A 25,335-nucleotide genomic window follows, 5' to 3' on the forward strand; every position below is an offset into this window, starting at 1 on the left:
CAACCAGCGCTTCGAAGCCGCCCGCGCGGGCAAGAACGGCCTGCTGCTCCAACCCTGATCGTCACCAAGACCTGGCAGTGGATGCTCCGACAGGCGAAGCTGCACAGGAAGAACCCCGGTCGCCACGGCGACCGGGGTTCTCTTACTTACACCTGACGTAACTTGCGCCGGACGTAACTTACGTCCGATGCATGTGCGGTGACCTGGGAAAACGAAAAGCCCCTAGCTCCCGGTCGGAAGCTAGGGACTCTTCATGTTCCCGAACTGACTGCCGCTCCCACCACGAAGCGGACAAGAATTAGGTTAGCCTAACTTCACTGACCCGGCAAGCCTCTGCTCACTTCCGGGTGAGAACCCGGAGCCGGACCAGCCGCCGCACCGGCAGCTCGATCCCCCCTCTTCGCATCAGCACAGCCCCGCAGACCAGCGCGAACAGCAGCGAGATCGCGCCGCCCAGCAGCACCGGCGAGCGCGGTCCCCACTGTTCGGCGACCCAGCCGAGCACCGGGCTGCCGATCGGGTTCCCGCCCAGGAACACCAGCATGTACAGGCCCATCACCCGGCCCCGCATCTCCGGCGCCACCGAGAGCTGGACGATCGCGTTGGCCACCGTCGTGAAGGTCAGCGCCGCGGCGCCGGTGAGCACGAGCAGCACGCCCATCGACCACGGGTCGGGCATGAAGCCGGTGACGATCTCCAGAGCGCCGAAGGCCGCCGCGCCGCCGATCAGCAGCCGTTGCCTCGGACGCCCCTTGGCGCTGCGCCGCGCCGCCATGACCGCCCCGGAGAGCGTGCCGAGCGCGAGCAGCGTGGACAGCGTGCCGTAGAGGGAGGCGTCGCCGTGGAACTCGTTGCGCGAGATGACCGCCAGCGTCGAGTGGAAGTTCAGGCCGAAGGTGCTGACCCCGAAGGCCAGCACCATGACCACCATCAGGTCGGCTCGTTCCCGCACGTAGCGAAGGCCCTCACGGAGCTGGCCCCGGCCGCGCGGCACCGGCTTGGAGCGGTGCAGCTCCGCCGCGTTCATCAGCGCGATACCGGTGATCACGCCCGCGAAGCTGGCCCCGTTGACCAGGAACACCCAGCCCGTGCCGATCCAGTTGATCATCACGCCGGCGATGGCGGGGCCGACGATGCGGGCCGTGTTGAAGGTCATCGAGTTCAGCGCGACGGCATTGGTGACCTGCGCCTTGCCGACCATCTCCACCGCGAAGGACTGCCGGACGGGCGTCTCCACCGCGGAGAACGCGCCCAGGACCAGGCAGAGCAGGTAGACGTGCCACAGCTGCACGACCCCGGTGACGTCGAGCAGGCCGAGGGTGATCCCGCACAGTCCGAGCGCGCCCTGGAGCACCATGAGGAACTTGCGCTTGTCGAGCCGGTCCGCGAGCACACCCGCCCACAGCGAGAGCAGCAGCGTCGGCAGGAACTGGAGCGCGACCGCGACACCGAGCGCGACCGGGCTGCCGTCGGAGAGCTGGAGCACCAGCCAGTCCTGGGCGACGCGCTGCATCCACACGCCGATCAGCGAGACGACCTGGCCGGAGGCGTAGAGGCGGTAGTTCCGGATCCTCAGCGAGGAGAACATGCCCCGGACGCGCGGTTTCTCCTCCGGCTGCCCCGAGGGCAATCGTTTGTCCACTGTGGATGAACAACGTCTGGCACCGGAGCTGGTGGGTGTGCCGACCGGCGGGGAGTGGTTGTTGTCGAGCGACTTCTGAGCTCTGGTGTTCCCCGCGTATGTCGGCACTTCGTTACTGCCCCGCCATTCTGTCTATGATCTCCGCCGCGCGGGAGAGGACCTCCCGCTCCGACTCGTCCAGCTCCGCGAGCCGCTTGTCCAGCCACCGTTCCCGCGCGCAGACCTCGGCCTTGATGAAGGTCCTGCCCGCCTCGGTCAGGTCGACGATCGCCTGTCTGCCGTCGGTGGGGTGCGGCGTGCGCGTCGCGTACCCGTGTTCCTCCAGCGCCGCGATGACCCTCGTCATGGACGGGGGCTGGACCCCCTCCTTGGCCGCGAGCTCACCCGGTGTCAACGGCCCGCCCTTGTGCAGGCTGGACAGCGCGGAGAGCTGGGTCAGCGACACCGAGGAGTCGCTGCGCTGGGCGCGGAGCCTGCGGTTGAGCCGGACTACGGACAGCCGCAAGCGGCTGGCCAGGTTGGGCTCACCCGGTTCAGACTCCGACATGTCCTTAGCATACCTCACTATTTCGCGACCACGGTCGCGACAGGCCGTCTACCCGATCACACGGGGCAGGTCCCGCCCACGTAGCAGCGCAGCGGCGGCTCCGTCTCGGTCGCCGGGGCGCCGACGACCCCGAAGAGCTCGCTCGGCCGGGCCAGCGGCAGGCTGGTGGCCATCGCGACGAGATCGGCGCCGGGCAGCGCGCGCTCCGCGCAGAGGAACGGCGACACCCGGCGCGGGTCGGCGGGACCCATGTGTTCGAGTGCGTCCACGGTGAGCGCGTACCCGACCGCGTCGGCCAGCAGCGTGAGGTGGCCGGTGTGGCGGAGCGGGCAGAAGACCTGGGTCGCGATGTTGCTGGACTCCGTCAGCAGGCTCGCGGTCGGCTGCGGTGTGACGACCTCGTCGAAGAGCGTGTGGATCGAGGTGTAGGACGGCCCGGGTGGCAACTGGCCGAGGTTCGCCGCGCGGACCAGCTGGGACTCCGGGCTGAGCTGGCGGACCGCCGGCTGGCACAGCGGACTGCGGACGCAGTGCTCCGCCGCCGCCCGCGAACCCCGGAACGGCACGCCCAGCCCGACCACGTCGTCCACTGTGGACCGGATGTCCGGCCAGAAGCGCAACGCCCACAGGGTGAGCACGCCGCCCTGGTCGTATGCGACGACGGAGACCTTGTTGCCGCTGCGCTTGGCGACCGAACGGATCGAGTGCACCACGTACTCCGCGGCGTCCTGCATGTCGTCCATGCCCTTGCCCGGCAGGTCGATCGAGCAGACCGGGCGGTTCAACGAGGCCAGCGCCCGGCGGTAGCCCCAGTCCCAGGTCTCCGCCGCGCTCAGCCCGGTGCCGTGCACGAGCAGGACCGGCTTGGCCGTCCCGGAGTCGTCCACGTCGCTGGTGCACGACAGCGCGCTGTCCATGGCCGAGACCGGGGCGTGCAGCACTGGGCCGGTGGGCGGCGGCTGCGGCACGGCCTCCGCGGGCAGGGAGAACGTCGCGATCACCGCGGCACAGGGCAGGAGCCGCCAGAGCTTGTTGATCCCCACGGCTTCCGAGGCTAAGCGAGTCACCGGGAGGCGGCTCTGCACGAACCGGTGGTTCTCCCCGCCCGGTGACTGCGCTACGTGGTCAGATCCCCAGCGCCTCGCGCAGCGGGCCCACCGCGAAGTACGCGATGAAGGCGACCGAGACCACCCACATCAGCGGGTGCACCTTGCGCGCCTTGCCGGTCACCGTCTGGAGCAGCACGTAGCTGATGAAGCCCGCGCCGATGCCGTTGGCGATCGAGTACGTGAACGGCATGACCACGATCGTCAGGAACGCGGGAAGCGCGACCGTGAAGTCGGAGAAGTCGATCTCCCTGACCTGGCCGACCATCAACGCCCCGACGATCACCAGCGCGGGCGCTGCGGCCTCGACCGGAACGACCTCGTAGAGCGGGGTGAAGAACATGGCGGCCAGGAACAGCAGGCCGCTGACAACGTTTGCCAGGCCGGTGCGCGCGCCCTCCGCGATGCCCGCGGCCGACTCGATGAAGACGGTGTTCGACGAGGAGGAGGCCACGCCACCGGCGACCGCGCTCACGCCGTCGATGAACAGCGCCTTGCCGGTGTTGGGCAGCTGACCGTCCTTGTCGAGCAGGTCGCCCTCCTTGGCCAGGCCGGTCATCGTGCCGATGGTGTCGAAGAAGTCGGTCAGCACCAGGGTGAAGACCAGCAGTGCCACGGTGATCGCGGGCAGCCGCCACCACGCGCCGAAGGAGAAGTCGCCGACCAGCGACAGGTCCGGCAGGCCGAAGACGTGCTCGGGAAGGCCCGGGTAGCCGAGGCTCCAGCCCTTCGGGTCGGTGCCCTTCGACGGACCGGCTTTGAAGACCGCCTCGACGACCATCGCCACCGCGGTGCTGCCGAGCACGCCGATCAGGATCGCCCCGCGCACCTTGCGCGCCACGAGAACACCGGTGAGCAGCAAGCCGAACACGAAGACGAAGGTCGGCCACGAGGCGATCGAGCCGTTGATGCCGAGTCCGACCGGGACGGTGGTCTTCGCGTCATCCGGGATGCGGCGCACGAACCCGGCGTCGACGAACCCGATCAGGCAGATGAACAGGCCGATGCCCACGGCGATCGCCGCCTTGAGCTCCGGCGGGACCGAGTTGAACACCGCGGTGCGGAAGCCCGTCGCGACCAGGACCAGCACCACGATGCCGTTGACCACGACCAGGCCCATCGCCTCCGGCCAGGTCATCTGCGGCGCGAGGGTGACCGCGACCAGGCTGTTGATGCCCAGCCCGGTGGCGATGGCGAACGGGTAGTTCGCGATCAGTCCGAAGAGGATGGTCATCACACCGGCGACGAGCGCGGTCACCGCGGCGACCTGCGGCACGGGCAGGATGTCGCCGAGCAGGTCGCGCTTGGCGCCCGGGTCGTCCGGGTCGAAGCTGCCCAGGATCAGCGGGTTCAGCACCACGATGTAGGCCATGGTCACGAAGGTGACCAGCCCGCCTCGGACCTCCCTGCCCACGGTCGAGCCACGCTCGGTGATCTTGAAGTAGCGGTCCAGCGCCGAAGGCCGCGTGCTCGTGCTCATCTGTTCTCCCTGCCCTGCCCGGCCACGATGTTTCTGGCCGCGGTGTTTCGGCCGGTAGCCTCCCTGATGTGGCGGAGATGAGCGAACGCGGCCCGGTTACGAGTGCGGAAACTCCCGCACCCGCTCCCCCGCCGCTGCCCCGAGCCCTTGCCGACCCGGTCCCGCTGATCGCGACGGGCACGGCCCTGTGGTTCGTGGCCTTCGCGGTGCTGCTGGTGCTGCGCACGGCCTTCGACACCGGCGACTGGGTGTGGGTCTGGACCACCCTGTGCGGCGGCCTGCTCGGACTGATCGGCTGGTCGATCATCATGTGGCAGCGCCGCGCCGCCCGCCGAGGCGCCCGAGGCGCCCAGCGGGGCGACGGCCTCTGACCCGATCCCGTTCGGGGCGTTCCGCTACGCCAGGTGGGTGGTGGCGGCGGGGGCGGCCAGCAGTGCGGAGAGCTCGTGGCGCCGCGACCAGTGGCCGAGGACGTGGGCCAACGCCCTTGCCAGGCCGGACGGGTCGTGGGTGGTGTGCAGGCGGCCCGCGTCGTCGCGCCACCACGTGGTCTCGTGCTCCTCGCCGCGCACCCGGACCACCAGGGTGTCGTGCACGAGCACCTCGCCGTCCGGGAACGGGACGCCGATCAGGTCGCACGCCTCCACCAGGCCGTCCAGGTCCGCCCACGCCGTCGCTGTGCCCGTGCTGACGACCTCCGCCTGCGCGTACTCCGAGGCCAGCGGGAGGTCGAGCAGGTCCGCGAGCACCTCCGGGGCGCCGCCGCCGACCAGGGTGCCCTCGTCCAGCACCGGCAGCAGCCAGGCTCCGTCGAGCACCACCGCGTCCTCGGTCGAGACCACCTCGCCGGTGAGCGCGCGCACGAAATCCGGAACGTCCACATCGGACGGTTCGAGCAGCCCGTCCGCCACCGCGTCCGCCAGAACCGCGTGCGCGCGCAGCATCGTGCCGTCGCGGACGAAGCGGTCCTCATCGCCCAGGCGGGCCAACAGGTCCTCGGCGTCGAAGGCGTCGTCGACCGAGAGGCCCGAGCGCACGCCGAGCATGACAAGCAGCTCCTCGGACAGCTCCTCGGTGGGCACGACCTCGTACAGCCCCGCGAGGTCGTCGGCGTCCGGGAGCCGCCAGTGCGTCGGCGGCAGACCGTCGAGCAGGGCGTAGCGGGCCAGCCACCAGCCGGTGTAGCCGTCGCGCTGGTTGAGCGCGCGCCAGGTCTCCGGATCGGCCGCGAGCAGCTTCAGCGCCGCGGGCCAGGCGTCGTCGGCGACCAGGTCGAGATCGCGGACCGCGCGCAGCTCGGCGGGCGGGTTGGCGTCGCCGTCGATCTCCTCCCACCACGCCGACTCGTCGGCAAGGCGGTGGTTCGGCCCCGTCGGGGCGGAGTCGACCAGCACGGTGAAGCCGTCGAGCACGCCGACCGCGCTGAGCGTGTCGGCCGACCACGCCCGCGCCAGGTCCTCGGCGAGCACGCCGAGCGGCGCGTCCTCCTCGAAGATGTCCAGCAGCGGGGAGGTCGGCAGCAGCAGCTCGTCGGCGCGGCGGACCTCGCCGTCGGAGTCGCGCAGCGCCAGGGCGCCCAGCCAGTCGCGGGGACCGGCCCGGTCGACCAGCCGCAGCACGGCGTCGGCGAGCTCGGTGACGTCGAGCCCGGCCTCCGCGTCGGCGACGCTGCGTTCCACCGACGCCTGGAGCTCCGGCGCGTCCAGCAGCTCCTCCGCCCCTGCCCTGCCCGCGCCGAGGCGTTCCAGCAGCGGGTGCACGGCGTCGGGGTGCACGAGGCGGAGCCCAAGCGCGTCCACTGTAGACAGATCGGTGTCCAGCACGAGGGTGCCGCGCGGGCCGATCGAGGTGCGGCCGTCGGTCAGCGGGACGGGCAGCGCGCCGAGCTCCTCGCTCGCCCTCGGGTCGGCCTCCAGCAACGCGTGGACCGCGTCGTAGAGCCGACGCCACCAGCCAGGGGCGCGGTCGAGCCCGGTGACCGCCTCGACCAGCTCGGTGAGCCGGACGCGCGGGACACCGAGGGCCTGCAACGCCTTGGCGTGCGCGGACTCCGCGAACTCCGCCGGGAGCAGGTCGGGAAGGACGTCGGCGAGCAGCTCGGCCAGCTCGGCGGAGGGCCGGTCCAGCACTCGTGCCCGCGACGGCGCGATCTCGTCCTCGCCGACCGTGGTCAGCCAGCGCACCGAGCCGAGCGCGTCGAGCACCGCCTCGCGCAGCTTTCCGTCCACATCGGACAGAGGGAACTCCGGGAGCGGCACCAGGGCGGTGCGGTGCTCCAGCGGCAGCGTCAGAACCAGGTCCGGGTAGCACCGCGCGGCGGCGGCGAGCACGGCGTCGGTCGCCGGTCCCGCCATCAGCCTGCGGCGCGAGGGCTCCACCGGCAGCGTCGCCAGCAGCCGGGCGGGCAGCGACAGCCGCTCGTCGGTCGGCGTCGGGGTGTGCAGGACGTCCTGGGCGAGCGGGGCGGGAACGCCGTCCGCGTCGAGCTGGACCGCCCAGCAGACCGTCCACTCAGGACGGAGGCGGGCCTCGGCGCCGAGGCCGTGCAGGTCGTCCTCGCCCAGCCTGCCGTCGGTGCGGTGGACGTGCCAGGCCGTGCTGCCGCTGTCGCCGTGCACGCGGAGGTTGCCGTCCGGCAGGTCCTCGCGGCGCCACGTCCTGCCGTCGATCTCCACCTCGGTCAGCCCTGGCAGCGCGAGCAGCAGGTCCTCGGCCTCGGCGGCGAAGCCCTTGATCAGGTCGTCGGCGTCGATGTCGGCGCGCAGGGGCAGCCGGACCTCGGTGGCGAAGCCGTCGGGGACTCCCGGCTCGTCGGCGGCGACCGGCCAGACCAGGCGCAGCACCGGGACCGCGCCGCCGCGCTCGGCGAGGGCCTCGACCACCGTGGGCAGGTCGGCACTCGCCTCGCGGGTGTGGTCGGCGGAGAACGCGATGCCGCCGGTGGTCGAGACGACCCTGGGCTCGTCGGTCACCGCGAGCACGGCGGAGAAGCCCACGCCGAACCGGCCGACCCGGCTGGCGTCGCGCTTGGGTGAGGCGCGCAGCGAGGCCAGCGCCGCGACACCGGAGGCGCTCAATGGCTCCCCGGTGTTCGCCGCGCGCAGCTCGTTGTCCACGACGGACAGCCGGAGCCTGCCACCGGCGCCCGCGGCGTCCGCCGCGTTCTGCGCCAGCTCGACGAGCAGCCGATCGCGGTAGCCGCCGAAGCGCAGGTCCTCCTCGGCGTTGGCGTCCTCACGGAACCGCGTCGGCGAGGCGCGCCAGGCATCCAGCACCGCCTGCCGCAGCGCGGCGGTGCCGAACGGGTCGGTGCTCACGAGCCCGCTGCGGGCGAGGTCTCGGCCGCGTCCTCGGCGGCCGGAGTCTCGGGAGTCCCAGCGGCTGCCTCAGCGACCGGTTCGGTGTCGGCGTCGGCCGCCGCTCCGGGTGTCTCGGATGCTTCGGCGGTGACCTCGGCAGGGGCGTCGGCGGGTGCCTCGGTCGAGGGCTGGGAACCGCCGCGCGGGGTGTGGTCGATCTCCAGCACGGCGTCGTCGTAGACGACCTCGGAGATCGGCACGATCGAGCTGGTGTCGACCTCGGCCTCGGAGTGCGCGCCGCAGCCGTACTCCACGTGCACGACGCGGCCGTCCGCCGGGGCCAGCTCGTTGGCGCAGACGCCGAACGCCGCGCGCAGCGAACCCGCGATCTGCAGGAAGAAGCCGCAGTTGCCGCAGTTGCCCGGGGCGGCCTTGGCCATGTCGCTGCGCGGGCCGAAGTCGCTGTGGTGCCAGCGCTCGGCGGCGTCGAGCCTGCCCTCGCGGGAGAGCACGCGCGGGCGGCCGAGGCCGATCTCGTAGGCGACCTCCTGCTCCCCGGGGTCGTCGCTGAGCAGGTAGCCGGGGGCCAGGCGCGGGTCCTCGGGGTCCGTCGGCAGCAGGTCGCCGGGGCCGAGGTCGCCAGCGCGGACGCGCTGGCTCCACGGCACCCACTCGGGGGCGACCAGGGAGGACGGGCCGGGCAGCAGCACGACCTCGCTGACGGTGACCGGCTCGCCGGGACCGGCGACCGCGACGGTCACCGCCCAGCGCCAGCCGCCGTAGCCGGGGTGCGCCGCCTCGAACAGGTGGGTCGCGGTGACGTCGTCCTCGGCCTCGACACCGACGTGCTGGCCGATGTCGCCGCCGGCCTCCTCGATGGCCGCGCTCCTGGCCAGTTCGAGCGCTTCGACCAGGACGGCGGCGGGCTGCGTGGCCGCCGCGTCGTCGGTGTCCGCCGAATGCTGGCTGGCAGGAGAGGAGGTGGGCGTCACGGTTGACGATTGTGCCGCATGTCCGCAGAGCCCTCTTCAGGCATGCCAGGCTGACCGGATGGGACGCGGAGCTTGGCGCGCCTGCGCGGCCGTCGCGGTGGTGGTCGTCGCGGTCGGCGCGGTGTGGCTGACCGAGGGTGACGCCCCGGGTGACGGTGTCGAACCGCAACGCATGCGGGTGGAGGTGCTCGGCACGATCCCGCACGACACGGCGGCCTGGACACAGGGCCTTGAGCTGCGGGAAGGCGTGCTCTACGAGGGCACCGGCCTTGCTGGGCAGTCCAGCGTGCGCGAGCTCGACCCGGCGACCGGCGAGGTCCGGCGCCAGGTGCCGGTGGCGGGCGAGCTCTTCGGCGAGGGCGTGACGGTCAGCGGCGAGCGGCTGTGGCAGCTCACCTGGAAGGACGGCGTCGCGATCGAGCGCGACCGCGGCGACCTGCGGGAGCTGCGGCGGGTCGGCTACTCCGGCGAGGGCTGGGGGCTGTGCCTGGACGGCACGCGGCTGGTGATGAGCGACGGCAGCTCCGAGCTGACGCTGCGCGACCCCGCCACCTTCGCCGAGCTGGGCCGGGTCCAGGTCCGGCGGGCGGGGCTGGCCGTCCGGGAGATCAACGAGCTGGAGTGCGCCGGTGGCGCGGTCTGGGCGAACCTGTGGAAACGGGACGAGATCGTGCGGATCGACCTGGCCACCGGTGCGGTCACCGCTACCGTGGACGCGTCCGGCCTGCTCAGCCAGGGTGAGCGGGCGACGGCGGACGTGCTCAACGGCATCGCCGCCGTTCCGGGCACCGACGAGTTCCTGATCACCGGGAAGCTCTGGCCGAAGATCTTCCGAGTGCGCTTCGTGCCGGTGGGATAACACGAGGTCAGGACTGAGACACAATGAACGTGATGTGCGGCAGGATGAAGACGTGACTGGTACCGGTGCAGGCCGTGGCCGCCCGGGATGGGGCGGCGGCAACCGCAAGCGGCGCAAGGAGGCGCAGGAGCTGCACGCCTCCGGCGATGGACGCCCCGAGCGGCCGACGCGGAAGCAGCCGCGCGAGGACGAGCGCCGGGCCTACCCGTGGGACGAGGACCCGGACTACCAGCCCCGCCCGCGCCGCCAGCGCACCGAGCCGGACACGCAGTACGAGTCGATCTACTACCCGCCGGACAGCTACCCGCAGCAGCCGCCACGGGTGCGCGAGCGCTACAACTCCGACGGCTACCCCGAGCCGGTCCGCGACTCCGAGCGGTACCCGGAGCAGCACTCCCGGCTGGCCCCGCCGCCGGAGCACGGTCCAGGCGGGCCGAAGCTGCCGAAGAAGATCACCGTCAGCCGCGTCGCGGTCTACCGCACCCGTCAGCTCGGCCAGCAGGCCGTGCAGGCGTTTCGGCGCGGGGTGCACGCCGACGGCGCCGACAAGTCCGGGCTGGCCGCGCTGACCTACGCGGTGATGATGAACTTCGCGCTGGACGCGGCGATCGCGGTCGCGCTGGCCAACACGCTGTTCTTCTCCGCGGCCAAGGGCGAGAGCCAGGGCAAGGTCGCGCTCTACCTGCTGATCACCGTCGCCCCGTTCGCGCTGGTCGCACCGGTCGTAGGACCGCTGCTGGACAAGCTGCAGCGGGGGCGGCGGCTGGCGCTGGCCACCTCCTTCGCCGGTCGCGCCGTGCTGGTCATGGTGATGGCCACGAACTTCGACACCTGGGGGCTGTACCCGGCGGCGCTCGGCGCGATGGTGCTGTCCCAGTCCTTCGGTGTGCTCAAGGCCGCGGTCACCCCGCGCGTGCTGCCACCGGAGATCTCGCTGGTGAAGTCCAACTCGCGGATGGCCGTGTTCGGCCTGGGCGCGAGCGTGGTCTTCGGCGGCGTCGCCGGCGCGTTGGGCCAGCTCATCCACGAGTCGGCCGCGCTGTGGTTCGCCGCGGTGATCTGCGTGATCGGCGTGTGGCGCTGCCTGCGCATCCCGTCCTGGGTGGAGGTCACCGAGGGCGAGGTGCCCGCGTCGCTGAGCGCCAAGGCGGACAGGCGCGAGGGCAAGCCGAAGCGCGCGCCCATGGGCCGCAACCTGCTCGTCGGCCTGTGGGGCGCGGGCTCCATCCGCGTGCTGACCGGCTTCCTGACCCTGTTCGCGGCGTTCGTGATCAAGGCGCAGACCGAGGGCGAGCCGATGCTCCAGCTGATGCTGCTGGGCGTGATCGGCGCGGCGGCCGGCGTCGGCACCTTCCTCGGCAACGCCATCGGCGCCCGCCTGCAGCTGGACAAGCCGGACATGGTGGTGATCGGCTGCCTGAGCAGCGCGCTCGCCTCCGTGGTGTTCGCGGCGCTGATGGAGGGCCTGGTCACCGCGGCCATCGTCGGCCTGATGGGCTCGACCGCATCCGCGCTGGCCAAGGCGTGCCTGGACGGGGCGATCCAGACCGACATGCCGGACGAGTCCCGGGCGTCGGCGTTCGGCCGCTCGGAGACCATCCTCCAGCTGGCGTGGGTCTTCGGCGGCGTGCTCGGCCTGCTGCTGCCGCCGGTCTACTGGCTCGGCTTCACGGTGGTCGCGGGCGTGCTGGCCCTCGGGCTGGTGCAGACCGTGCTGACCCACCGGGGCACCTCGCTGATCCCCGGCTTCGGCGGCGACCGCCCGCTGCGGGCCAACAGCGAGGACCCGACCAAGCCAACCACCGCCCCGGTGACCAGGCAGGACGGCTGGTCTCCCGGCTGGCCGGGCTCGCAGGCACCTGCCGCGTCGACGCCCATGGATCCACCACCGCCGCGCTCCCCGTAGGTTTGACGCGTGCGTCGAGGACTCGCCCTACTGCTCGCTGCCGCCGGTGCCACGCTCGCCGGTTGCGCCGCGCCCACCCCGCCGAACGTGACCTTCTACGCGGCGGGCAAGACCGCGGTGACCGGTCCCGCCCAGCACTGCGACGTGCTGGTGGAGAACTGCACGGCCGACACCGAGGCGCACGCGGTCCTGCGCGTGCCACCCGGCAAGCCGCTGCAGATCTCGGTGGACAGCCACATCGGCGAGACCCCGTGGCAGGTCGTCTTCCGCTACCGCGACGCGGCGGGCACGCCGATCGAGGGCCGCAGCGCGGTGTTCTTCGGGGAGTCCCAGCGACTGGCGTACACGCTGCGCCTGCCCACCGACACCGCACAGCTGGAGACCGTGGAGATCCAGCAGTTCGGCGGCGTCCTGGCCGCGCGCCAGGACGGCGGCGTCGACTTCGTCACCCGGGGGACCTGGGTGCTCTCCGTCGACGACCGCCGCTGAGGACCGGGGCCTAGTTCGGGTCGAGCTCGCGGGCGACCGCCCGGACGACCTCGGCGACCACCTTGCTGATCTTGCGGTCCGGGTAGCGGTTGCGCTGCAGCTCCGGCTGGACCTTCATCTCCAGCAGCTTGATCATGTCCTCGACCAGGCCGTGCAGCTCCTCGGCCGGGCGGCGCTGCGCCTCGGCCACCGAGGGCGAGGGGTCGACGAGGCGGACCGACAACGCCTGCGGGCCACGGCGGCCGTCGGCGACGCCGAACTCCACCCGCTGGCCCGACTTGAGGGCGTCGATCCCCGCGGGCAGCGCGGAAGCGCGGACGTAGACGTCCTCACCACCGTCCTGGGTGACGAAGCCGAAGCCCTTCTCCGCGTCGTACCACTTGACCCTGCCGGTCGGCACTATGCTCACCGTTCCCTTAGCTTCCGGTTGCGCCCCGCGCGGCTGCCACGACGTGGTCCCTGCGGCGTCCTCGCACGACGAACGCGCCCCAGGCGGGCCCAGGACGCGCGAATCCTCAGCGTACCGAGAACCACGGGCTCAGCGAAGCGCGGAGTCCAGGCTACGGCGCATTCTGACGATCGAGACTGCGCCGTTCGTAGTGAAGATCAAGGCCATGCCGGTTTGTTTCCCACTCGCGCAGCCACGCGGGGAACTCGGTGAGGTCCACGAGCACCGCGTCGGCGCCCGCCTCGGCCAGCTGAGCCGCGTCACAGGCACCGCTGGGCACCGTGACCGCGACCGCGTCGGCCGCCCGGGCCCCGACCACGTCACCGATGTGGTCGCCGACGTAGACCTGCGCGCCGAACTCCCGCAACGCCTCGGCCTTGGCGACCGACCACAGCTCGCCGACCAGGTCGTCGACCTCGATGCCGAGCGCGGACAGGTGCAGCGCGGCGTTGGGCGCGTACTTGCCGGTGACCACGACGACCCTGCCGCCGAGCTCGCGCACGGCCGCGACCGACTCGACGGCTCCTGGCAACGCGACGGTCCGCGGGATCACGATCTCCGGGTAGAGCGCGCGGAACTCGGTGACCAGGTAGGTCACCTGGTCCTCGTCGGTGACGTAGCGGCGGAACTCGTCCTGCAACGGCGGGCCGAGGTTGTTGGCGAAGCTCTCGCCGTCCAGGGGAATGCCGGTCCGCGCACCGAGCACCTCGAACGCCCGCACCATGCCCGGCCTGGGGTCGATCAGCGTCATGTCCAGGTCGAAACCCACGGTCAGCATGGTCACGCCAGCGACACTACGTGTTGACACAAGCCGATTACGAGTCCACCTCTTTTACAAAAGCGGAACTTGTGTAAAGCTGAGCTCGTGGGCCACGTCACACCTTTCTCCGACAGAGTCAAGGCGTCGCTGCGGGAGAACCTGCTCGACGCGGCGGCTCGCCTGCTCTCCGAACGCGGCTTCCAAGGTCTGCGGATGGCCGACGTGGCCGCCGCGACCGGGGTGAGCAGGCAGACCGTCTACAACGAGTTCGGCAACAAGGAGGCACTGGTCCAGGCCGTCGCGCTCCGGGTGACCTCGGAGTTCCTCGACGGCACGGCCTCCGCGCTCGAAGACGCCCCCGACTTCATGGCCGGGGCGCACCGCGCGGTGCGGCACATCCTCGACCTCTCCCGGCGCGACCCGCTGGTCAGCTCGATCCTGACCGGGACGGGCGCCGAGGACATGCTGCCGTTCCTGACCACCAAGGGCGAACCCGTGCTGAGCTCGGCGACCGAGCTGGTCAGCCAGCACCTGCGCGGGCGCCTGCCGGACGTGCCCGCCGACGCCGCCGACCTCTACGCCGAGACCACGGTCCGGCTGACCCTGAGCCACCTGCTGCTGCCCACCGGGACCGACGCGGAGGCGGCCGACGCCGTCACGGCGATCGCGCGGGTGCTGCTCGCCCCGTACCTGTCCACCGCGAAGGAGCGGTCATGACCACTCAGGCCCCGCACCGTCAGGACTTCCACTCACTGCGCCAGGGCGGGCTCAACTGGGACTCGTTCCCGTTGCGCCTGTTCGTCAAGGGCAACGGCAAGCACTGGAACCCCGCGGACATCGACTTCAGCCAGGACGCCGAGGACTGGGCCACGATGACCGACGAGCAGCGGCGCGGCGCGGCCTACCTGTGCGCCATGTTCATCGCGGGCGAGGAGGCGGTGACCGAGGACATCCAGCCGTTCCTGCGCGCGATGTCCGCCGAGGGCCGCTTCGGCGACGAGATGTACCTGACGCAGTTCGCCTACGAGGAGGCCAAGCACACCGAGGTCTTCCGGCGGTGGCTGGACGCGGTGGGGCTGACCGAGGACCTGCACTCCTACGTCGCCGACAACCCCGGCTACCGCACGATCTTCTACGAGGAGCTGCCGTCTGCGCTGCGGCTGCTGGAGACGGATCCCAGTCCCTCCAACCAGATCCGCGCCAGCGTCACCTACAACCACGTCGTGGAGGGCACGCTCGCGCTGACGGGCTACTTCGCGTGGAACCAGGTGTGCGTGACGAACGGGATCATGCCGGGGATGCAGGAGCTGGTGAAGCGCATCGGCGACGACGAGCGCAGGCACATGGCGTGGGGCACCTTCACCTGCCGCAGGCACGTGGCGGCCGACGACCGGAACTGGCAGATCGTGCAGGACCGCATGGGCGAACTGCTCCCGCACGCGCTCAGCGCGATCCAGTGGGTCTACGACCAGTTCGAGGTCCCGCCGTTCGAGCTCGACGTGCAGCAGTTCGTGGAGTACGCGGCCAACCGCGCGCAGCGGCGGCTCGGCGCCATCGAGTCGGCCCGTGGCGTGCCGGTCGAGCAGATCGACCTGGACTACTCGCCGGAGCAGCTGGAGGAGCGCTTCGGCGAGGAGGACGCCGCCGCGCTCGCCAGGTGACCGCGAGCCCCCTGCCCCGGTGGGCAGGGGGCGTTCCGGCTCAGTCCAGACCGAGGATGCCCACGGCGCGCTCCCGCATCTCGACCTTGCGGATCTTGCCGGTGACCGTCATCGGGAACTCGTCGACCACGTGCACGTAACGCGGGATCTTGTAGTGCGCGAGCTTGCCGGTGCAGAACTCGCGCACCAGCTCGGCGGTGAGCGGGTCGGCGCCGGGGCGCATCCGCACCCACGCCATGAGCTCCTCGCCGTACTTCGCGTCGGGAACGCCGATCACCTGCGCGTCGAGGATGTCCGGGTGCCCGTAGAGGAACTCCTCGATCTCGCGCGGGTAGATGTTCTCGCCACCGCGGATGACCATGTCCTTGATGCGGCCGGTGATGCCGACGTAGCCCTGTTCGTCCATGACCGCGAGGTCGCCGGTGTGCATCCAGCGCGCCCGGTCGATCGCCTCGGCGGTCTTGTCCGGCTGTTCCCAGTACCCGAGCATCACCGAGTAGCCACGGGTGCACAGCTCCCCCTGCGACCCGCGCGGCACGGTCAGCCCGGTGACCGGGTCGACGATCTTGACCTCGATGTGCGGGTGCGCCCTGCCCACAGTGGACACCCGGAGGTCGAGCGAGTCGTCCGCCCTGGTCTGGGTGGAGACGGGCGAGGTTTCGGTCATGCCGTAGCAGATGGTCACCTCGTGCATGCCCATCCGCTCGATGACCTGCTTCATCACCTCGACCGGGCAGGGCGAGCCCGCCATGATCCCGGTGCGCAGCGTGGACAGGTCGTAGGAGTCGAAGTCGTCCTCGGCCAGCTCCGCGATGAACATGGTCGGCACGCCGTAGAGCGAGGTGCATCCCTCCGCCTGGACCGCGGCGAGGGTGGCCTTCGGCTCGAACGCGGGCGCGGGGATCACCATGCAGGCGCCGTGGCTCGTCGCCGCGAGGTTGCCCATGACCATGCCGAAGCAGTGGTAGAAGGGCACCGGGATGCAGATCCGGTCCTGTTCGGTGTAGCCGCAGAGCTCGCCGACGAAGAACCCGTTGTTGAGGATGTTGTGGTGCGAGAGGGTCGCGCCCTTGGGGAAGCCGGTCGTGCCCGAGGTGTACTGGATGTTGATCGGGTCGTCGGCGGAGAGCTCGGCCTGTGCCACGGCGAGCCGCTCGGGCGCGACACCCCCTCCGCCGGCCAGCAGATCAGTCCACTGTGGAGTGTCGAGCAGCACGACCCGGCGCAGCGCACCGCAGTTCGGCCGCACCTCCTCGACCATCGCCGCGTAGTCGGAGGTCTTGAACGCCTTGGCGGCGACGAGCAGGCGCACCCCGGCCTGGTTGAGCACGTACTCCAGCTCGTGCACCCGGTAGGCGGGGTTGATGTTGACCAGGATGGCGCCGATCTTCGCGGTCGCGTACTGCACGAACGTCCACTCGGCGCGGTTCGGCGACCAGATGCCCACCCTGTCGCCTTTGCCGATCCCCGCGGCCAGCAGCCCGCGCGCGAGCAGGTCCACCTCGGCGGCCAGCTCGCGGTAAGTCCACCGGCGCCCACTGGCGCGCTCGACCAGGGCGTCGCGGTCGCCGAACGCCGCGACGGTGCGGTCGAGGTTGTCGCCGATGGTGTCGCCGAGCAGCGGGACGTCGGAGGTGCCCGACGCGTAGCTCGGCAGTGCGGTGACGGTGGAGCCGCTGGACTCAGCCACGGTGAACAACCTCCTGCGCGTGGTCGTGACGGCCGCGTGCTGTGACGGCCGCCACTCATCCTCGACGGCAGGTCAAGCCCGGTCGAGGGACCCCGCTCGTCGGTGCCACGCGGGCCCACCCGGTTCGGGCACCATGGACTGCGTGCTCCGCTTCCTCCTCAACGTGATCTGGCTGGTGTTCGGCGGGTTCTGGTTGGCGGTGGGCTACGCCGTCGCCGGGCTGGTCTGCTGCGTCCTCATCGTGACGATCCCGTTCGGGATCGCCGCGTTCCGCAACGCCAACTTCTGCCTGTGGCCCTTCGGCCGGACGCTGGTCAAGCGCGGTGGCGCCGGCATCGGCTCTGCGCTGGGCAACGTGCTGTGGCTGGTGCTCGCGGGCTGGTGGCTGGCGCTGCTGCACGTGGTCACCGGCGTGGTCCAGTGCGTGACGATCGTCGGCATCCCGCTCGGGCTCGCCAACATCAAGATGTTCCGCGTCGCGCTGTGGCCGCTCGGCCGCGAGGTCGCCTGGATTGACGACAGGCTGGGCTTCACCAGGTGAACCGCCCGCGTGTCCCCCGGACGAGGAAGCGCACGGTGAGCTAGAACACAGTCGCGTGTGATCCTCCTCCTCTGCCGGATCTCTGTCGTGACAAGTTCGGACTTCGATCGGGGGTGCCCGATGACCGTGGACCGCGAACTGGGGCAGATCGCCGAAGCGATCGATCGCGCCATGCACCGGATCTCCACCGCACAGACCGACCCGAGCTGGGAGCACGTGGAGTGGCTCCGGCTCAAGGCGGACCTGCTAGACCGGCTGGCCGCCGCCCAGCGCGGCACCGGCCAGATCGCCCGCCGCGCCGAGCTGATCCGGGACCGCGCCGAGCGGATGGCCGACGAGCTGACCAGGATCATCCCGGCCGCCCCGCCCGGTCAGCACCGTGCCGAGGTGGTCCAGCTCTGGGCGGACGGCTCCCGCGCGGCCGCGGAACGCTGACTTCCGCACTCCCCGGCGAGCGTCTTCCCGTACCGTCCGGTATGTGATCGGATCGGCGACGAGGGGGAGCCGTGTCGGAGGACCGTCACTTCAGCGGTGGGGACAACTACGAGTCCAAGTCCCTTGAGGAACTCAGGACTCTGTTGAACTACGACCAGGCCGCGCTCGCGGCCCAGCTCGCCGACGAGATCGGTAAGCGCGGCGCGGCGGCGAAGCGGCTCGCCGACGGCATGAACGAACTGGCGACGAAGCTCGCGGGCCGCTGGCAGTCGACCTCGGTGGACAAGGCCAAGGCCGCGGGTGACCTGCTTCGCGGCTACGGCGACGAACAGGAGCTGATCGCACAGCAGATCGGAACGCCGTTCGCGTCCATGGTTCACGTCCTCAAGCAGGTGTCGGAGCAGGCCAAGGAACTCACGATGTCCGGGCCGGAGATCCCGAAGAAGCTGCCGTCCGGGCTGACGCCGGACCAGATCGTGGTCCTCAACGAACACATCGCTCGTCGTGAACAGGCCAAGGAGGCGCTGCGCCAGGAAGCGATCGAGCTGGGGCGCGCCGTGGACAGCGAGGCACATCGCACTGATCAGGTGGCTCCCCGCTTCAACGACGTCCCTGCCGTTTTCAACGCCGACCCCCCACCGACACCGCGCCCCCCTGGTGGTGGAGGAGGCGGTGGCGGGGGCGGGTGGACTCCTCCCGGGACCTTGCCAGGAGAGCGAGGCAGCACCCCACCGCCCGTGGAACAACCTCACCCCAGGCCGACCCCGCTCCCCACGCCCAACGAGAACCCGGGGTGGCGTCCAGGCGAGATTGAGCAGGTGAGGTGGGAACGCCCAGGTAACGGCCCAGTCGATGGCGGGATGTCCGGGGGCGGCGGGCTCGGCGGACTCGACTCCGGCCGCGGCGCGACCGGTTCTGGCGGCTCACTGGGCGCCTTCGGCGGCGGAGTCCTCGGCGGCGGCCCAGGCGCTGACACCGGACGAGGCTCTTCGCCCGGCCGCGCTCCAGCCGTGCCCGGCCGTGGCCCCAGCGCACCTCCCGGTGGCGGCGTTCCCGGCACAGCCGGGCGCAGTGGCTCCGGCGGCGGCTTCATGCAGCCCGCGGTGCAGGGCACCGGTCAGCGGGCGGAGGACGAGGAGCACCAGCGCCGGTACCCGTACGTGGAGGATCTGATCGGCGAGCTGCCCAAGGTGGCGCCACCAGTGATTGGGGAGTGACGTGTCCCGGGACGACCAGGGCAGAACGGATGGCCTCGCCCAGGTGGGCTACATGGTGTCCAGCGGCGAGATCCGCATGGACGCCGGCACCAAGGACTGGGTCACGAAGCACATGGACGAGCTGATCCTCATCGCCGAATCCGAACTTAGATCAGCACAGCAGTTCGCATTTAGGGCAAAGGCTGCCAACTTCGGAACCACGCAAGCCGGCCAGGCGATGAAGGCCAAGTTCATCCATCGCTGCTCGGACCAGCAGGGAGGACTGGTGTGGTTCTGGCAGCGATACCATGACGCCCTGGTCGAATTCAGAAAACGCATCACCGGAATGGCCGCAGCACTCGAAGCCAACGACAAGAAGGGCGCGGACCTACAGTGGAAGGCCGGCTCGTGAACAGCATTCAACAAAAGCTTGCCTGGCTGCCGGTTGTGGCCCTGAGTGCGTTGATGACCACTACCGGCTGTTCGCAAACCATCTCAGGCGAGGCAGTCGGCAACTCCGCTTCGAAGACTCAGCTCAACCCGGGCAAGACCCCCACCGCAGCCGAATTGTGCCGGCTGATGACCCCCGGCGACTTCCCGGTTCAAGGCCAACTGGCACCAGGATCCCCCAAGCTGGAGGAAAAGTTCTCTCCCTCCTGCATGTATCAGGTGAAGATCGGCAACATCGGCGAAGTTTTCACAGCAAGCCTAACCCTGATTCCGGGCACAAAGCTTGGAGCAGAATACTTCGAAAATCGAATCGAAACGTCAGTAGCGGGGAAGCGAGCAGCTATCGGACAAGGAGAAATCCGAGGCGAATCGGGAGAATGCGGGGTAGTTTTCGAATCCAACGCGGGACTATGGGAGATCGGGGTCATCGACAACTCTGCCCCGAACCGGGACGGGTGCGCGGCGGTGCGGCATGTGGGGGAACGCGTCATTCCCCGGGTGCCGTGATGCGGGGACAGCGGACGCTGCGGGTCCCGGCCGTGGTGTACGAGGTGTGCTGGGAACGCCTCGGGCTCGGCGTGATGCCGTATCCGCTCGTCGTGTTCCAGCACGGGGACGACGTCGAGCAGCGGGCGCACGCGCGGGCGTGGGCGGCCGACTGGTTGGCACGGCATGGGCTTGGCGAGGACCTGGCCGCGGCGCTGCACGTTGTCGCGGACCACGAGATCGAGCTGGCGTTGGTGCACATCGACCGGGATGGCCAGAGCAGGGTCGGGTGCTTCCGGCGGGGCGGGGTTGCGCTCCGCGTCGTTCTCCGCGATGACACCGTCGAGCTGACGTGGCTGGGCGATGTCTCGCTACCCTCTGCGGCGGTCGCGGCGCTTCCCGTGCGCGGCGCGGGGCGAGGGCAGTCGGTGCAGGTTCCCGCCGAGGCCCTGGCCAAGAGCGGCGTGGGGTGGCAGCGCTCCGGGATGATCAGCGACGGTGTGGGGCCGCTGATGGCAGCCGGGGCGGACCGCCTTCAGGCACAACGGTTCCTGACCATCTACTCCGCCGCGGCCGAGATGGGGCAGGCGTCCGCGATCCGCCCAGTGCCCGGCCGGTCCGCTTCGGTGTCGCTCGCCCAGGTCAGTTGGCTGGACACGCCGGAGGGGCGGTATGTGTCCAGCGTTCGGAGCGGGTACCTCACGGTCGCCCCGGTGACGCCTTCGGCACTGGCCACCCGGTTCGCCGAGTTGATGACCGGGTCCTTCGCCTGATCAGTCCAGGCCGGTCCAGCTCACCAACGAGTCCACCACCCCCACTTCTCCGTCGACGGTCAGCTCGTCCACCGGCACTCGTCGCCACAGCAGCAGGTCGAGCTGCTCCGCCGTGCCGCTGACCACCACGGACGCCGGTACTTCGCGGTAGACCGGCACCCGCCGCGGTTGGGGGGCCGCCAACGCGATGTCCCACTCGTCGCCGGTGTCGGTGGCACGCAGCCGCACCAGGCCCTCCGGGCCGGCCCACGGCTTGCCCCACATGCACCGCTGGAGGAACTCGCGCACGCCGTCCGCGGCCAGGGCCGGGGTGAACGGAGTGGTCGCACCGAGCGCGTTCTCGGCGTCCCACCGGTGGATCAGCGCCTCGTGTGCCTGGCGGTCGGCGACCTCGGCCGCCGTGGCCAGCTTGTCCTCGGACCACCAGCACCACGAGAGCGCGTCGGGCGGGGTCTCGCGCAGTGCGGCGAGGAAGGACTCCGACCGTTCCCGCCACCACGCCAGCAGGTCGGGTCCCGGCTTGGCCTGCTCCGCCACCGCGTCCTCGTCCGGAATGGCGCCCGCGCCGCGCACAGCGTGCTCCCACCACGTCTGCACCTCGCCCAGGTGCGCGACGAGGTCGGCGACCGTCCACTCAGGACAAGACGGGACACGGCGCCGCAGCGCGTCCGGTGTGCTGACGGCCGCCGTGAACGCCGCTGTCTGCTCGACCGTGGCGGCGAGATGGTCGATGTGGTCGGTGCCCATGGTCGGAGAAGCTAGACCGGGGCACCGACAATCTCAGCTCTCCTCGCCGAACGGCCGGTCAGCCGTGCCGATGAGCTCGGCGACCGAGCTGATCGTGCGGGTCGGCCGGTAGGGGAAGCGGTCGGCCGTCTCGATGGTGGAGATGCCCGAGAGGACCAGGATCGTGGCCAGCCCCGCTTCGAGTCCGGAGCGCACGTCGGTGTCCATCCGGTCGCCGATCATCAGCGTGCTCTCCGAGTGGGCGCCGAGCGCGCGCAGGGCCGAGCGCATCATCAGCGGGTTGGGCTTGCCCACGAAGTACGGGGCGCGGCCGGTGGCCCGCTCGATCAGCGCGGCGACAGAGCCCGTCGCGGGCAGCACACCCTCGCGGCTGGGCCCCGTCTCGTCCGGGTTGGTGGCGATGAACCGCGCGCCTGCCTCGACCAGGCGGATGGCCTTCGTGATCGCCTCGAAACTGTAGGTCCTGGTCTCGCCGAGCACCACGTAGTCGGGGTCGCGGTCGGTGAGCACGTAGCCGATGGAGTGCAGCGCGGTGGTCAGCCCGGCCTCGCCGATGACGTAGGCGGAGCCGTTGGGGCGCTGCGAGTCGAGGAACTTCGCGGTCGCCAGCGCCGAGGTCCAGATCGCCTCCTCCGGCACGTCCAGGCCCGTCCGCTGGAGCCTGGCGCGCAGGTCACGCGGGGTGTAGATGGAGTTGTTGGTGAGCACCATGAACGGGATGCGCTTGTCGCGCAGCTCCGCGAGCAGCTCGTCCGCGCCGGGGATCAGGTGCTCCTCGTGCACCAGAACCCCGTCCATGTCCATCAGGTAGTTCCAGGTCACCGGCTCAGTCACGCGGCCATGATCCCCCTTGGGAGCGGCCGAGCGCAGCATGGACGCCCACCTCTGTCGCCTTCACCACGAACCAGACATCCTGACCGGGCTCCAGCCCCAGCTCGGCGACGGCTGCGGGGGTGATGTCGGCGGCCGTGCCGTCCGCGGCGCGCAGCCGGACCAGGTCACCGCGCGGCTCCATGCCGGCGAGCCGGACGCGGAGGGCGTTGCGAGGGCTGCCGTGCGGGTTGTCCCGGTGCACCGCGACCGCCGAAGGCGAGAACACCGCGACCCCGTTCTCCCCCGGCGCGGCTGTGCTCCGACCGGCGATGACGACGCCGCTGTCGCTGTGCAGGCCGCCCTCGACCGTCGTGCCCGCTATCAGGTTCAGCCCGGCGATCCGGGCCGCGAACGCGCTGCGCGGGCGGGTCAGCACCTCGCGACTCGGCCCCTGCTCGACGATCCGTCCGGCGTCGAGCACGACCACCCGGTCGGCGAGCACCAAGGCGTCCAACGCGTCGTGGGTGACCACGATCGCCGGGCGGCTCTGCGCACGGAGCACCCGGCGCAGCAGCCCGCGCATGGCCGGGGCGGCGTCGATGTCGAGCGCGTTCAGCGGCTCGTCGAGCAACAGGAGGTCGGGTTCGGCGGCCAGCGCCCTGGCGAGCGCGACGCGTTGTGCCTGGCCTCCGGAGAGCTGGCGTGGTCTGCGGTCGGCGAACTCGGCGGCGTCGACCTCGGCGAGCCACCGGAGCGCGGTCTCACGGGATCCGGCACGGCGTTGTGCTCGCGGCCCGAACTCCACGTTGGCCAGGGCCGTCAGGTGCGGGAACAACAGCGGCTCCTGGGCGAGCAGCCCGATCCCGCGTTGATGCGGTTGTGCGTCGACCAGATCACGACCGCCCAGGGTGAGATGACCGGAATCGGGGCGCAGGAGCCCGGCGAGCAGGTTCATCAGCGTGGACTTGCCGGAACCGTTGGGACCGAGCACCGCGACGACCTCACCGGCCTCAAGGTCGAGCTGGACGTCCAAGGTGAACGCGCCCCTGGTGACCCGGAACCGGGACGAGAGCGCGCTCATCGCAGCCCCTCCACGGCACGGGGGCGAGCCACCGCGATCACCACGACCGCGATCACCACCAGCAGCAGGGAAAGAGCGACGGCCGCGTCCACATCGGACTCACGTTGGAGGTAGATCTCCAGCGGGAGGGTGCGCGTGGTTCCCTCCAGGCTGCCCGCGAACGCGATGGTCGCGCCGAACTCCCCGAGAGCACGCGCGAAGGACAACACGACGCCGGAACCGATTCCCGGCAGCAGCAAGGGAATCGTGACTCGCCGCAGCACGGTCCACCGACCGGCTCCCAGGGTCGCGGCCACCGCTTCGTAGCGCTGACCGGCTGTGCGCAGCGCGCCTTCGAGACTCACCACCAGGAACGGCATCGCAACGAAGGTCTGGGCCAGCACCACCGCCGCAGTCGTGTACGGAAGCCGGACACCGAACGCGATGTCCAGCCATTGGCCAGCAAAGCCGTTGCGCCCCAACAAATACAGCAGCGCCAAGCCACCGACCACCGGTGGCAGCACCAAGGGCAGCAGTACCAACGCCCTCAGCAGCCGCAGACCGCGAAAGTCCGCCCGCGCCAGCACCAACGCGAGCGGACCACCGAGCAGCAGGCACAGCAGGGTCGAGAAAGCCGCCGTCCGCAACGACAAGCCGAGCGCGGACAACGCGGAGCCGCTGGTGACCAGCGCGGGCAACCCGGCCCAGTCGACCCTGCCGAGCAACCCTGCCACCGGCAGCACGATCACGGCGAAGCCGAGGAACGCGGGCGCCAACAACAGCCGGGGCAGCCCGATGCGGGTCACGGCGGCCCGAAGCCCGCACGGGCGAGCACGTCACGACCGGCTTGGCCGCGCACCAGCTCGGCGAACTCGCGGGCGAGCTGCGCCTGCTTGCTCTTCTTCAGCAATGCCAACGGGTACTCGTTCACCGCGTCGGCGGACTCGGGGAAGTCAACGCCCTCCACCTTGCCGGGCGCGGAGAGCACGTCGGTGACGTAGACCAGACCCGCGTCGGCCTCACCCGCACCGACCTTGCCGAGCACCGACCGCACATCGGGCTCCTCGCTGACCGGTGTGAACGTCAGCTTGGCAGCGGCAGCGACCTGCTTGGTGGCGGCGCCGCACGGCACCTGCGGCGCGCATAGCACGAGCGCGGTTCCCGGTTTCGTGAGGTCAGCGAGGGACTTGACGCCCTTGGGGTTTCCCTTCGGCACCACGATCCGCAGGGTGTTGACCGCGAAGATCTCCGAGCGGCCGTCGATCAGGTCGCTCTTCGCCACGGTGTCCATGGTGGAGGTGTTGGCGGCGGCGAACACGTCGGCGGGCGCGCCGTTGACGATCTGCTGGGCGAGGTCCGAGGAGCCGCCGAAGCTGATCCGCACGTCGACGCCGGGGTGCGAGCCCTCGAAGGACTTCTCCAGCTCCGTGAACGACTCCTTCAGCGACGCGGCCGCGAACACGGTGACGGTTCGCTGTTCCGGAGCGCTGGTGCAGGCGGCGAGCGTCAGCCCGGCGCCGAGCAGCGACAGCAGGACGGTGATGCGCTTCATGGGGTCTCCACCACGACTTGGGTCGACTTGATCACGGCGACGGCGAGCACGCCCGGCCGCAGGCCGAGCTCCTCGGCGGCCTCGGAGCTCATCAGCGAGACCACGCGGTGCGGCCCGCACTGGATCTCCACCTTGGCCATGACGCGGTCGGCGACCACGTCGGTGACCAGGCCGACGAACCGGTTGCGCGCGGAGCTGCCGATGCCGGTCGGGTCGGTCGCGGCCTTCGCGCTGTCCCTGGCGTGGGCGGCCAGCTCCGCCCCGTCCACGGCGAGGCGGCCCGCGGGGTCGCGCTGCCCGGTCAGGGTCCCGGAGTCGACGAGGCGCCGAACGGTGTCATCGCTGACGCCGAGCAGCCCGGCAGCCTCACTAATACGAAAATGCGGCACGCACGAGACAGTAG

28 protein-coding genes are annotated in these 25,335 nt (G+C 70.9%); 13 read left to right on the forward strand and 15 right to left on the reverse strand.

The genetic code is table 11. The annotated features are described in order from the left end of the window. Positions 1–337 precede the first annotated feature (337 nt). Complete coding sequence (locus ACFFQA_RS33435; protein WP_377861000.1) at positions 338–1,588, reverse strand: MFS transporter; 1,251 nt, start codon at positions 1,586–1,588, stop codon at positions 338–340. On the opposite strand from ACFFQA_RS33435, the gene ACFFQA_RS33440 reads away from it, so the two are divergent. Next, positions 1,587–1,721 (forward strand): hypothetical protein, encoded by a 135-nt coding sequence (locus tag ACFFQA_RS33440; RefSeq protein WP_377861002.1) that lies wholly within the window; start codon positions 1,587–1,589, stop codon positions 1,719–1,721. The genes ACFFQA_RS33435 and ACFFQA_RS33440 overlap by 2 nt on opposite strands. A 33-nt stretch (positions 1,722–1,754) precedes the next feature. On the opposite strand, the gene ACFFQA_RS33445 is transcribed toward ACFFQA_RS33440, so the two are convergent. The 3 genes from ACFFQA_RS33445 to ACFFQA_RS33455 all read right to left on the reverse strand — a co-directional run bounded on the left by ACFFQA_RS33445 (position 1,755) and on the right by ACFFQA_RS33455 (position 4,775). Next, entirely contained in the window at positions 1,755–2,189 is a 435-nt protein-coding gene (locus ACFFQA_RS33445; protein ID WP_377861004.1) for a MarR family winged helix-turn-helix transcriptional regulator, read from the reverse strand. Positions 2,190–2,245: 56 nt separating this feature from the next. Then, a complete protein-coding gene (locus tag ACFFQA_RS33450; protein WP_377861006.1) occupies positions 2,246–3,232 on the reverse strand; it encodes an esterase/lipase family protein in 987 nt (328 codons plus the stop codon). Between the two features lie 82 nt (positions 3,233–3,314). Further along, positions 3,315–4,775, reverse strand: a complete 1,461-nt coding sequence (locus tag ACFFQA_RS33455) for an NCS2 family permease (protein WP_377861008.1) — start codon at positions 4,773–4,775, stop codon at positions 3,315–3,317. Between the two features lie 77 nt (positions 4,776–4,852). Between ACFFQA_RS33455 and ACFFQA_RS33460 the strand changes: the two genes are divergently transcribed. Further along, positions 4,853–5,146 (forward strand): DUF2530 domain-containing protein, encoded by a 294-nt coding sequence (locus tag ACFFQA_RS33460; RefSeq protein WP_377861116.1) that lies wholly within the window; start codon positions 4,853–4,855, stop codon positions 5,144–5,146. 24 nt (positions 5,147–5,170) lie between these two features. Here the strand turns inward: ACFFQA_RS33460 and ACFFQA_RS33465 are convergent, their stop codons facing one another. Together ACFFQA_RS33465 and ACFFQA_RS33470 are read right to left on the reverse strand one after the other, a co-directional pair. Beyond that, positions 5,171–8,092, reverse strand: coding sequence for a sacsin N-terminal ATP-binding-like domain-containing protein (locus ACFFQA_RS33465; protein WP_377861010.1), 2,922 nt, complete (start codon positions 8,090–8,092; stop codon positions 5,171–5,173). Beyond that, positions 8,089–9,066, reverse strand: coding sequence for a DUF3027 domain-containing protein (locus ACFFQA_RS33470; RefSeq protein WP_377861011.1), 978 nt, complete (start codon positions 9,064–9,066; stop codon positions 8,089–8,091). Before ACFFQA_RS33470 ends, ACFFQA_RS33465 begins: the two co-directional genes overlap by 4 nt. A gap of 58 nt (positions 9,067–9,124) precedes the next feature. On the opposite strand from ACFFQA_RS33470, the gene ACFFQA_RS33475 reads away from it, so the two are divergent. The 3 genes from ACFFQA_RS33475 to ACFFQA_RS33485 are packed head-to-tail and all read left to right on the forward strand — an operon-like array spanning position 9,125 to position 12,320. Next, entirely contained in the window at positions 9,125–9,925 is an 801-nt protein-coding gene (locus ACFFQA_RS33475; protein WP_377861013.1) for a glutaminyl-peptide cyclotransferase, read from the forward strand. A 52-nt stretch (positions 9,926–9,977) separates the two neighbouring features. Then, positions 9,978–11,831, forward strand: a complete 1,854-nt coding sequence (locus ACFFQA_RS33480) for an MFS transporter (RefSeq protein ID WP_377861015.1) — start codon at positions 9,978–9,980, stop codon at positions 11,829–11,831. A 9-nt stretch (positions 11,832–11,840) separates the two neighbouring features. After that, the gene (locus ACFFQA_RS33485) at positions 11,841–12,320 is read left to right on the forward strand and encodes a DUF2771 family protein (protein ID WP_377861017.1); all 480 of its coding nucleotides are present in this window, start codon (positions 11,841–11,843) and stop codon (positions 12,318–12,320) included. 10 nt (positions 12,321–12,330) lie between these two features. On the opposite strand, the gene ACFFQA_RS33490 is transcribed toward ACFFQA_RS33485, so the two are convergent. Together ACFFQA_RS33490 and ACFFQA_RS33495 are read right to left on the reverse strand one after the other, a co-directional pair. After that, positions 12,331–12,720 (reverse strand): cold-shock protein, encoded by a 390-nt coding sequence (locus ACFFQA_RS33490; protein WP_377861118.1) that lies wholly within the window; start codon positions 12,718–12,720, stop codon positions 12,331–12,333. A gap of 160 nt (positions 12,721–12,880) precedes the next feature. Then, positions 12,881–13,546 carry an HAD family hydrolase gene (locus ACFFQA_RS33495; RefSeq protein WP_377861120.1) on the reverse strand — a complete coding sequence of 222 codons (666 nt, stop codon included), beginning with the start codon at positions 13,544–13,546 and terminating at the stop codon, positions 12,881–12,883. 87 nt (positions 13,547–13,633) lie between these two features. Here ACFFQA_RS33495 and ACFFQA_RS33500 point away from each other — a divergent pair, with 87 nt between their 5' ends. Continuing rightward, positions 13,634–14,245 carry a TetR/AcrR family transcriptional regulator gene (locus tag ACFFQA_RS33500; RefSeq protein ID WP_377861019.1) on the forward strand — a complete coding sequence of 204 codons (612 nt, stop codon included), beginning with the start codon at positions 13,634–13,636 and terminating at the stop codon, positions 14,243–14,245. After that, on the forward strand, positions 14,242–15,189 hold the full coding sequence (locus tag ACFFQA_RS33505) for a R2-like ligand-binding oxidase (protein ID WP_377861021.1): 948 nt from the start codon (positions 14,242–14,244) through the stop codon (positions 15,187–15,189). Before ACFFQA_RS33500 ends, ACFFQA_RS33505 begins: the two co-directional genes overlap by 4 nt. A 40-nt stretch (positions 15,190–15,229) precedes the next feature. Here the strand turns inward: ACFFQA_RS33505 and ACFFQA_RS33510 are convergent, their stop codons facing one another. Beyond that, positions 15,230–16,879 (reverse strand): AMP-binding protein, encoded by a 1,650-nt coding sequence (locus ACFFQA_RS33510; RefSeq protein WP_377861023.1) that lies wholly within the window; start codon positions 16,877–16,879, stop codon positions 15,230–15,232. Positions 16,880–17,021: 142 nt separating this feature from the next. Here ACFFQA_RS33510 and ACFFQA_RS33515 point away from each other — a divergent pair, with 142 nt between their 5' ends. From ACFFQA_RS33515 to ACFFQA_RS33540, 6 genes are all read left to right on the forward strand, one after another. After that, on the forward strand, positions 17,022–17,420 hold the full coding sequence (locus ACFFQA_RS33515) for a YccF domain-containing protein (RefSeq protein WP_377861025.1): 399 nt from the start codon (positions 17,022–17,024) through the stop codon (positions 17,418–17,420). 120 nt (positions 17,421–17,540) lie between these two features. After that, a complete protein-coding gene (locus ACFFQA_RS33520) occupies positions 17,541–17,855 on the forward strand; it encodes a hypothetical protein (protein ID WP_377861027.1) in 315 nt (104 codons plus the stop codon). A gap of 71 nt (positions 17,856–17,926) precedes the next feature. Continuing rightward, entirely contained in the window at positions 17,927–19,072 is a 1,146-nt protein-coding gene (locus tag ACFFQA_RS33525) for a hypothetical protein (RefSeq protein WP_377861029.1), read from the forward strand. 1 nt (position 19,073) lies between these two features. Continuing rightward, positions 19,074–19,463 (forward strand): hypothetical protein, encoded by a 390-nt coding sequence (locus ACFFQA_RS33530; protein WP_377861031.1) that lies wholly within the window; start codon positions 19,074–19,076, stop codon positions 19,461–19,463. Continuing rightward, positions 19,460–20,008 (forward strand): DUF3558 family protein, encoded by a 549-nt coding sequence (locus ACFFQA_RS33535; RefSeq protein WP_377861033.1) that lies wholly within the window; start codon positions 19,460–19,462, stop codon positions 20,006–20,008. The genes ACFFQA_RS33530 and ACFFQA_RS33535 overlap by 4 nt, the downstream gene beginning before the upstream one ends. Then, on the forward strand, positions 20,008–20,760 hold the full coding sequence (locus tag ACFFQA_RS33540) for an ESX secretion-associated protein EspG (protein ID WP_377861035.1): 753 nt from the start codon (positions 20,008–20,010) through the stop codon (positions 20,758–20,760). The genes ACFFQA_RS33535 and ACFFQA_RS33540 overlap by 1 nt, the downstream gene beginning before the upstream one ends. On the opposite strand, the gene ACFFQA_RS33545 is transcribed toward ACFFQA_RS33540, so the two are convergent. From ACFFQA_RS33545 to ACFFQA_RS33570, 6 genes are read right to left on the reverse strand one after another with little or no spacing between them, the layout of a single operon-like run. Further along, complete coding sequence (locus ACFFQA_RS33545; protein ID WP_377861037.1) at positions 20,761–21,507, reverse strand: maleylpyruvate isomerase family mycothiol-dependent enzyme; 747 nt, start codon at positions 21,505–21,507, stop codon at positions 20,761–20,763. A gap of 33 nt (positions 21,508–21,540) precedes the next feature. Next, positions 21,541–22,380: an HAD-IIA family hydrolase gene (locus ACFFQA_RS33550; protein WP_377861039.1), complete on the reverse strand. Its 840-nt coding sequence runs from the start codon at positions 22,378–22,380 to the stop codon at positions 21,541–21,543. Then, the gene (locus ACFFQA_RS33555; RefSeq protein ID WP_377861041.1) at positions 22,334–23,401 is read right to left on the reverse strand and encodes a sulfate/molybdate ABC transporter ATP-binding protein; all 1,068 of its coding nucleotides are present in this window, start codon (positions 23,399–23,401) and stop codon (positions 22,334–22,336) included. The genes ACFFQA_RS33550 and ACFFQA_RS33555 overlap by 47 nt, the downstream gene beginning before the upstream one ends. After that, entirely contained in the window at positions 23,398–24,186 is a 789-nt protein-coding gene (locus ACFFQA_RS33560; RefSeq protein ID WP_377861043.1) for an ABC transporter permease, read from the reverse strand. Before ACFFQA_RS33560 ends, ACFFQA_RS33555 begins: the two co-directional genes overlap by 4 nt. Beyond that, entirely contained in the window at positions 24,183–24,932 is a 750-nt protein-coding gene (modA, locus tag ACFFQA_RS33565) for a molybdate ABC transporter substrate-binding protein (RefSeq protein ID WP_377861045.1), read from the reverse strand. The genes ACFFQA_RS33560 and modA overlap by 4 nt, the downstream gene beginning before the upstream one ends. Then, on the reverse strand, positions 24,929–25,321 hold the full coding sequence (locus ACFFQA_RS33570) for a TOBE domain-containing protein (RefSeq protein WP_377861047.1): 393 nt from the start codon (positions 25,319–25,321) through the stop codon (positions 24,929–24,931). The genes modA and ACFFQA_RS33570 overlap by 4 nt, the downstream gene beginning before the upstream one ends. Between the last annotated feature and the right edge of the window lie 14 nt (positions 25,322–25,335).

This window comes from Allokutzneria oryzae (genome assembly GCF_042429765.1).
Lineage (GTDB): Bacteria > Actinomycetota > Actinomycetes > Mycobacteriales > Pseudonocardiaceae > Allokutzneria > Allokutzneria oryzae.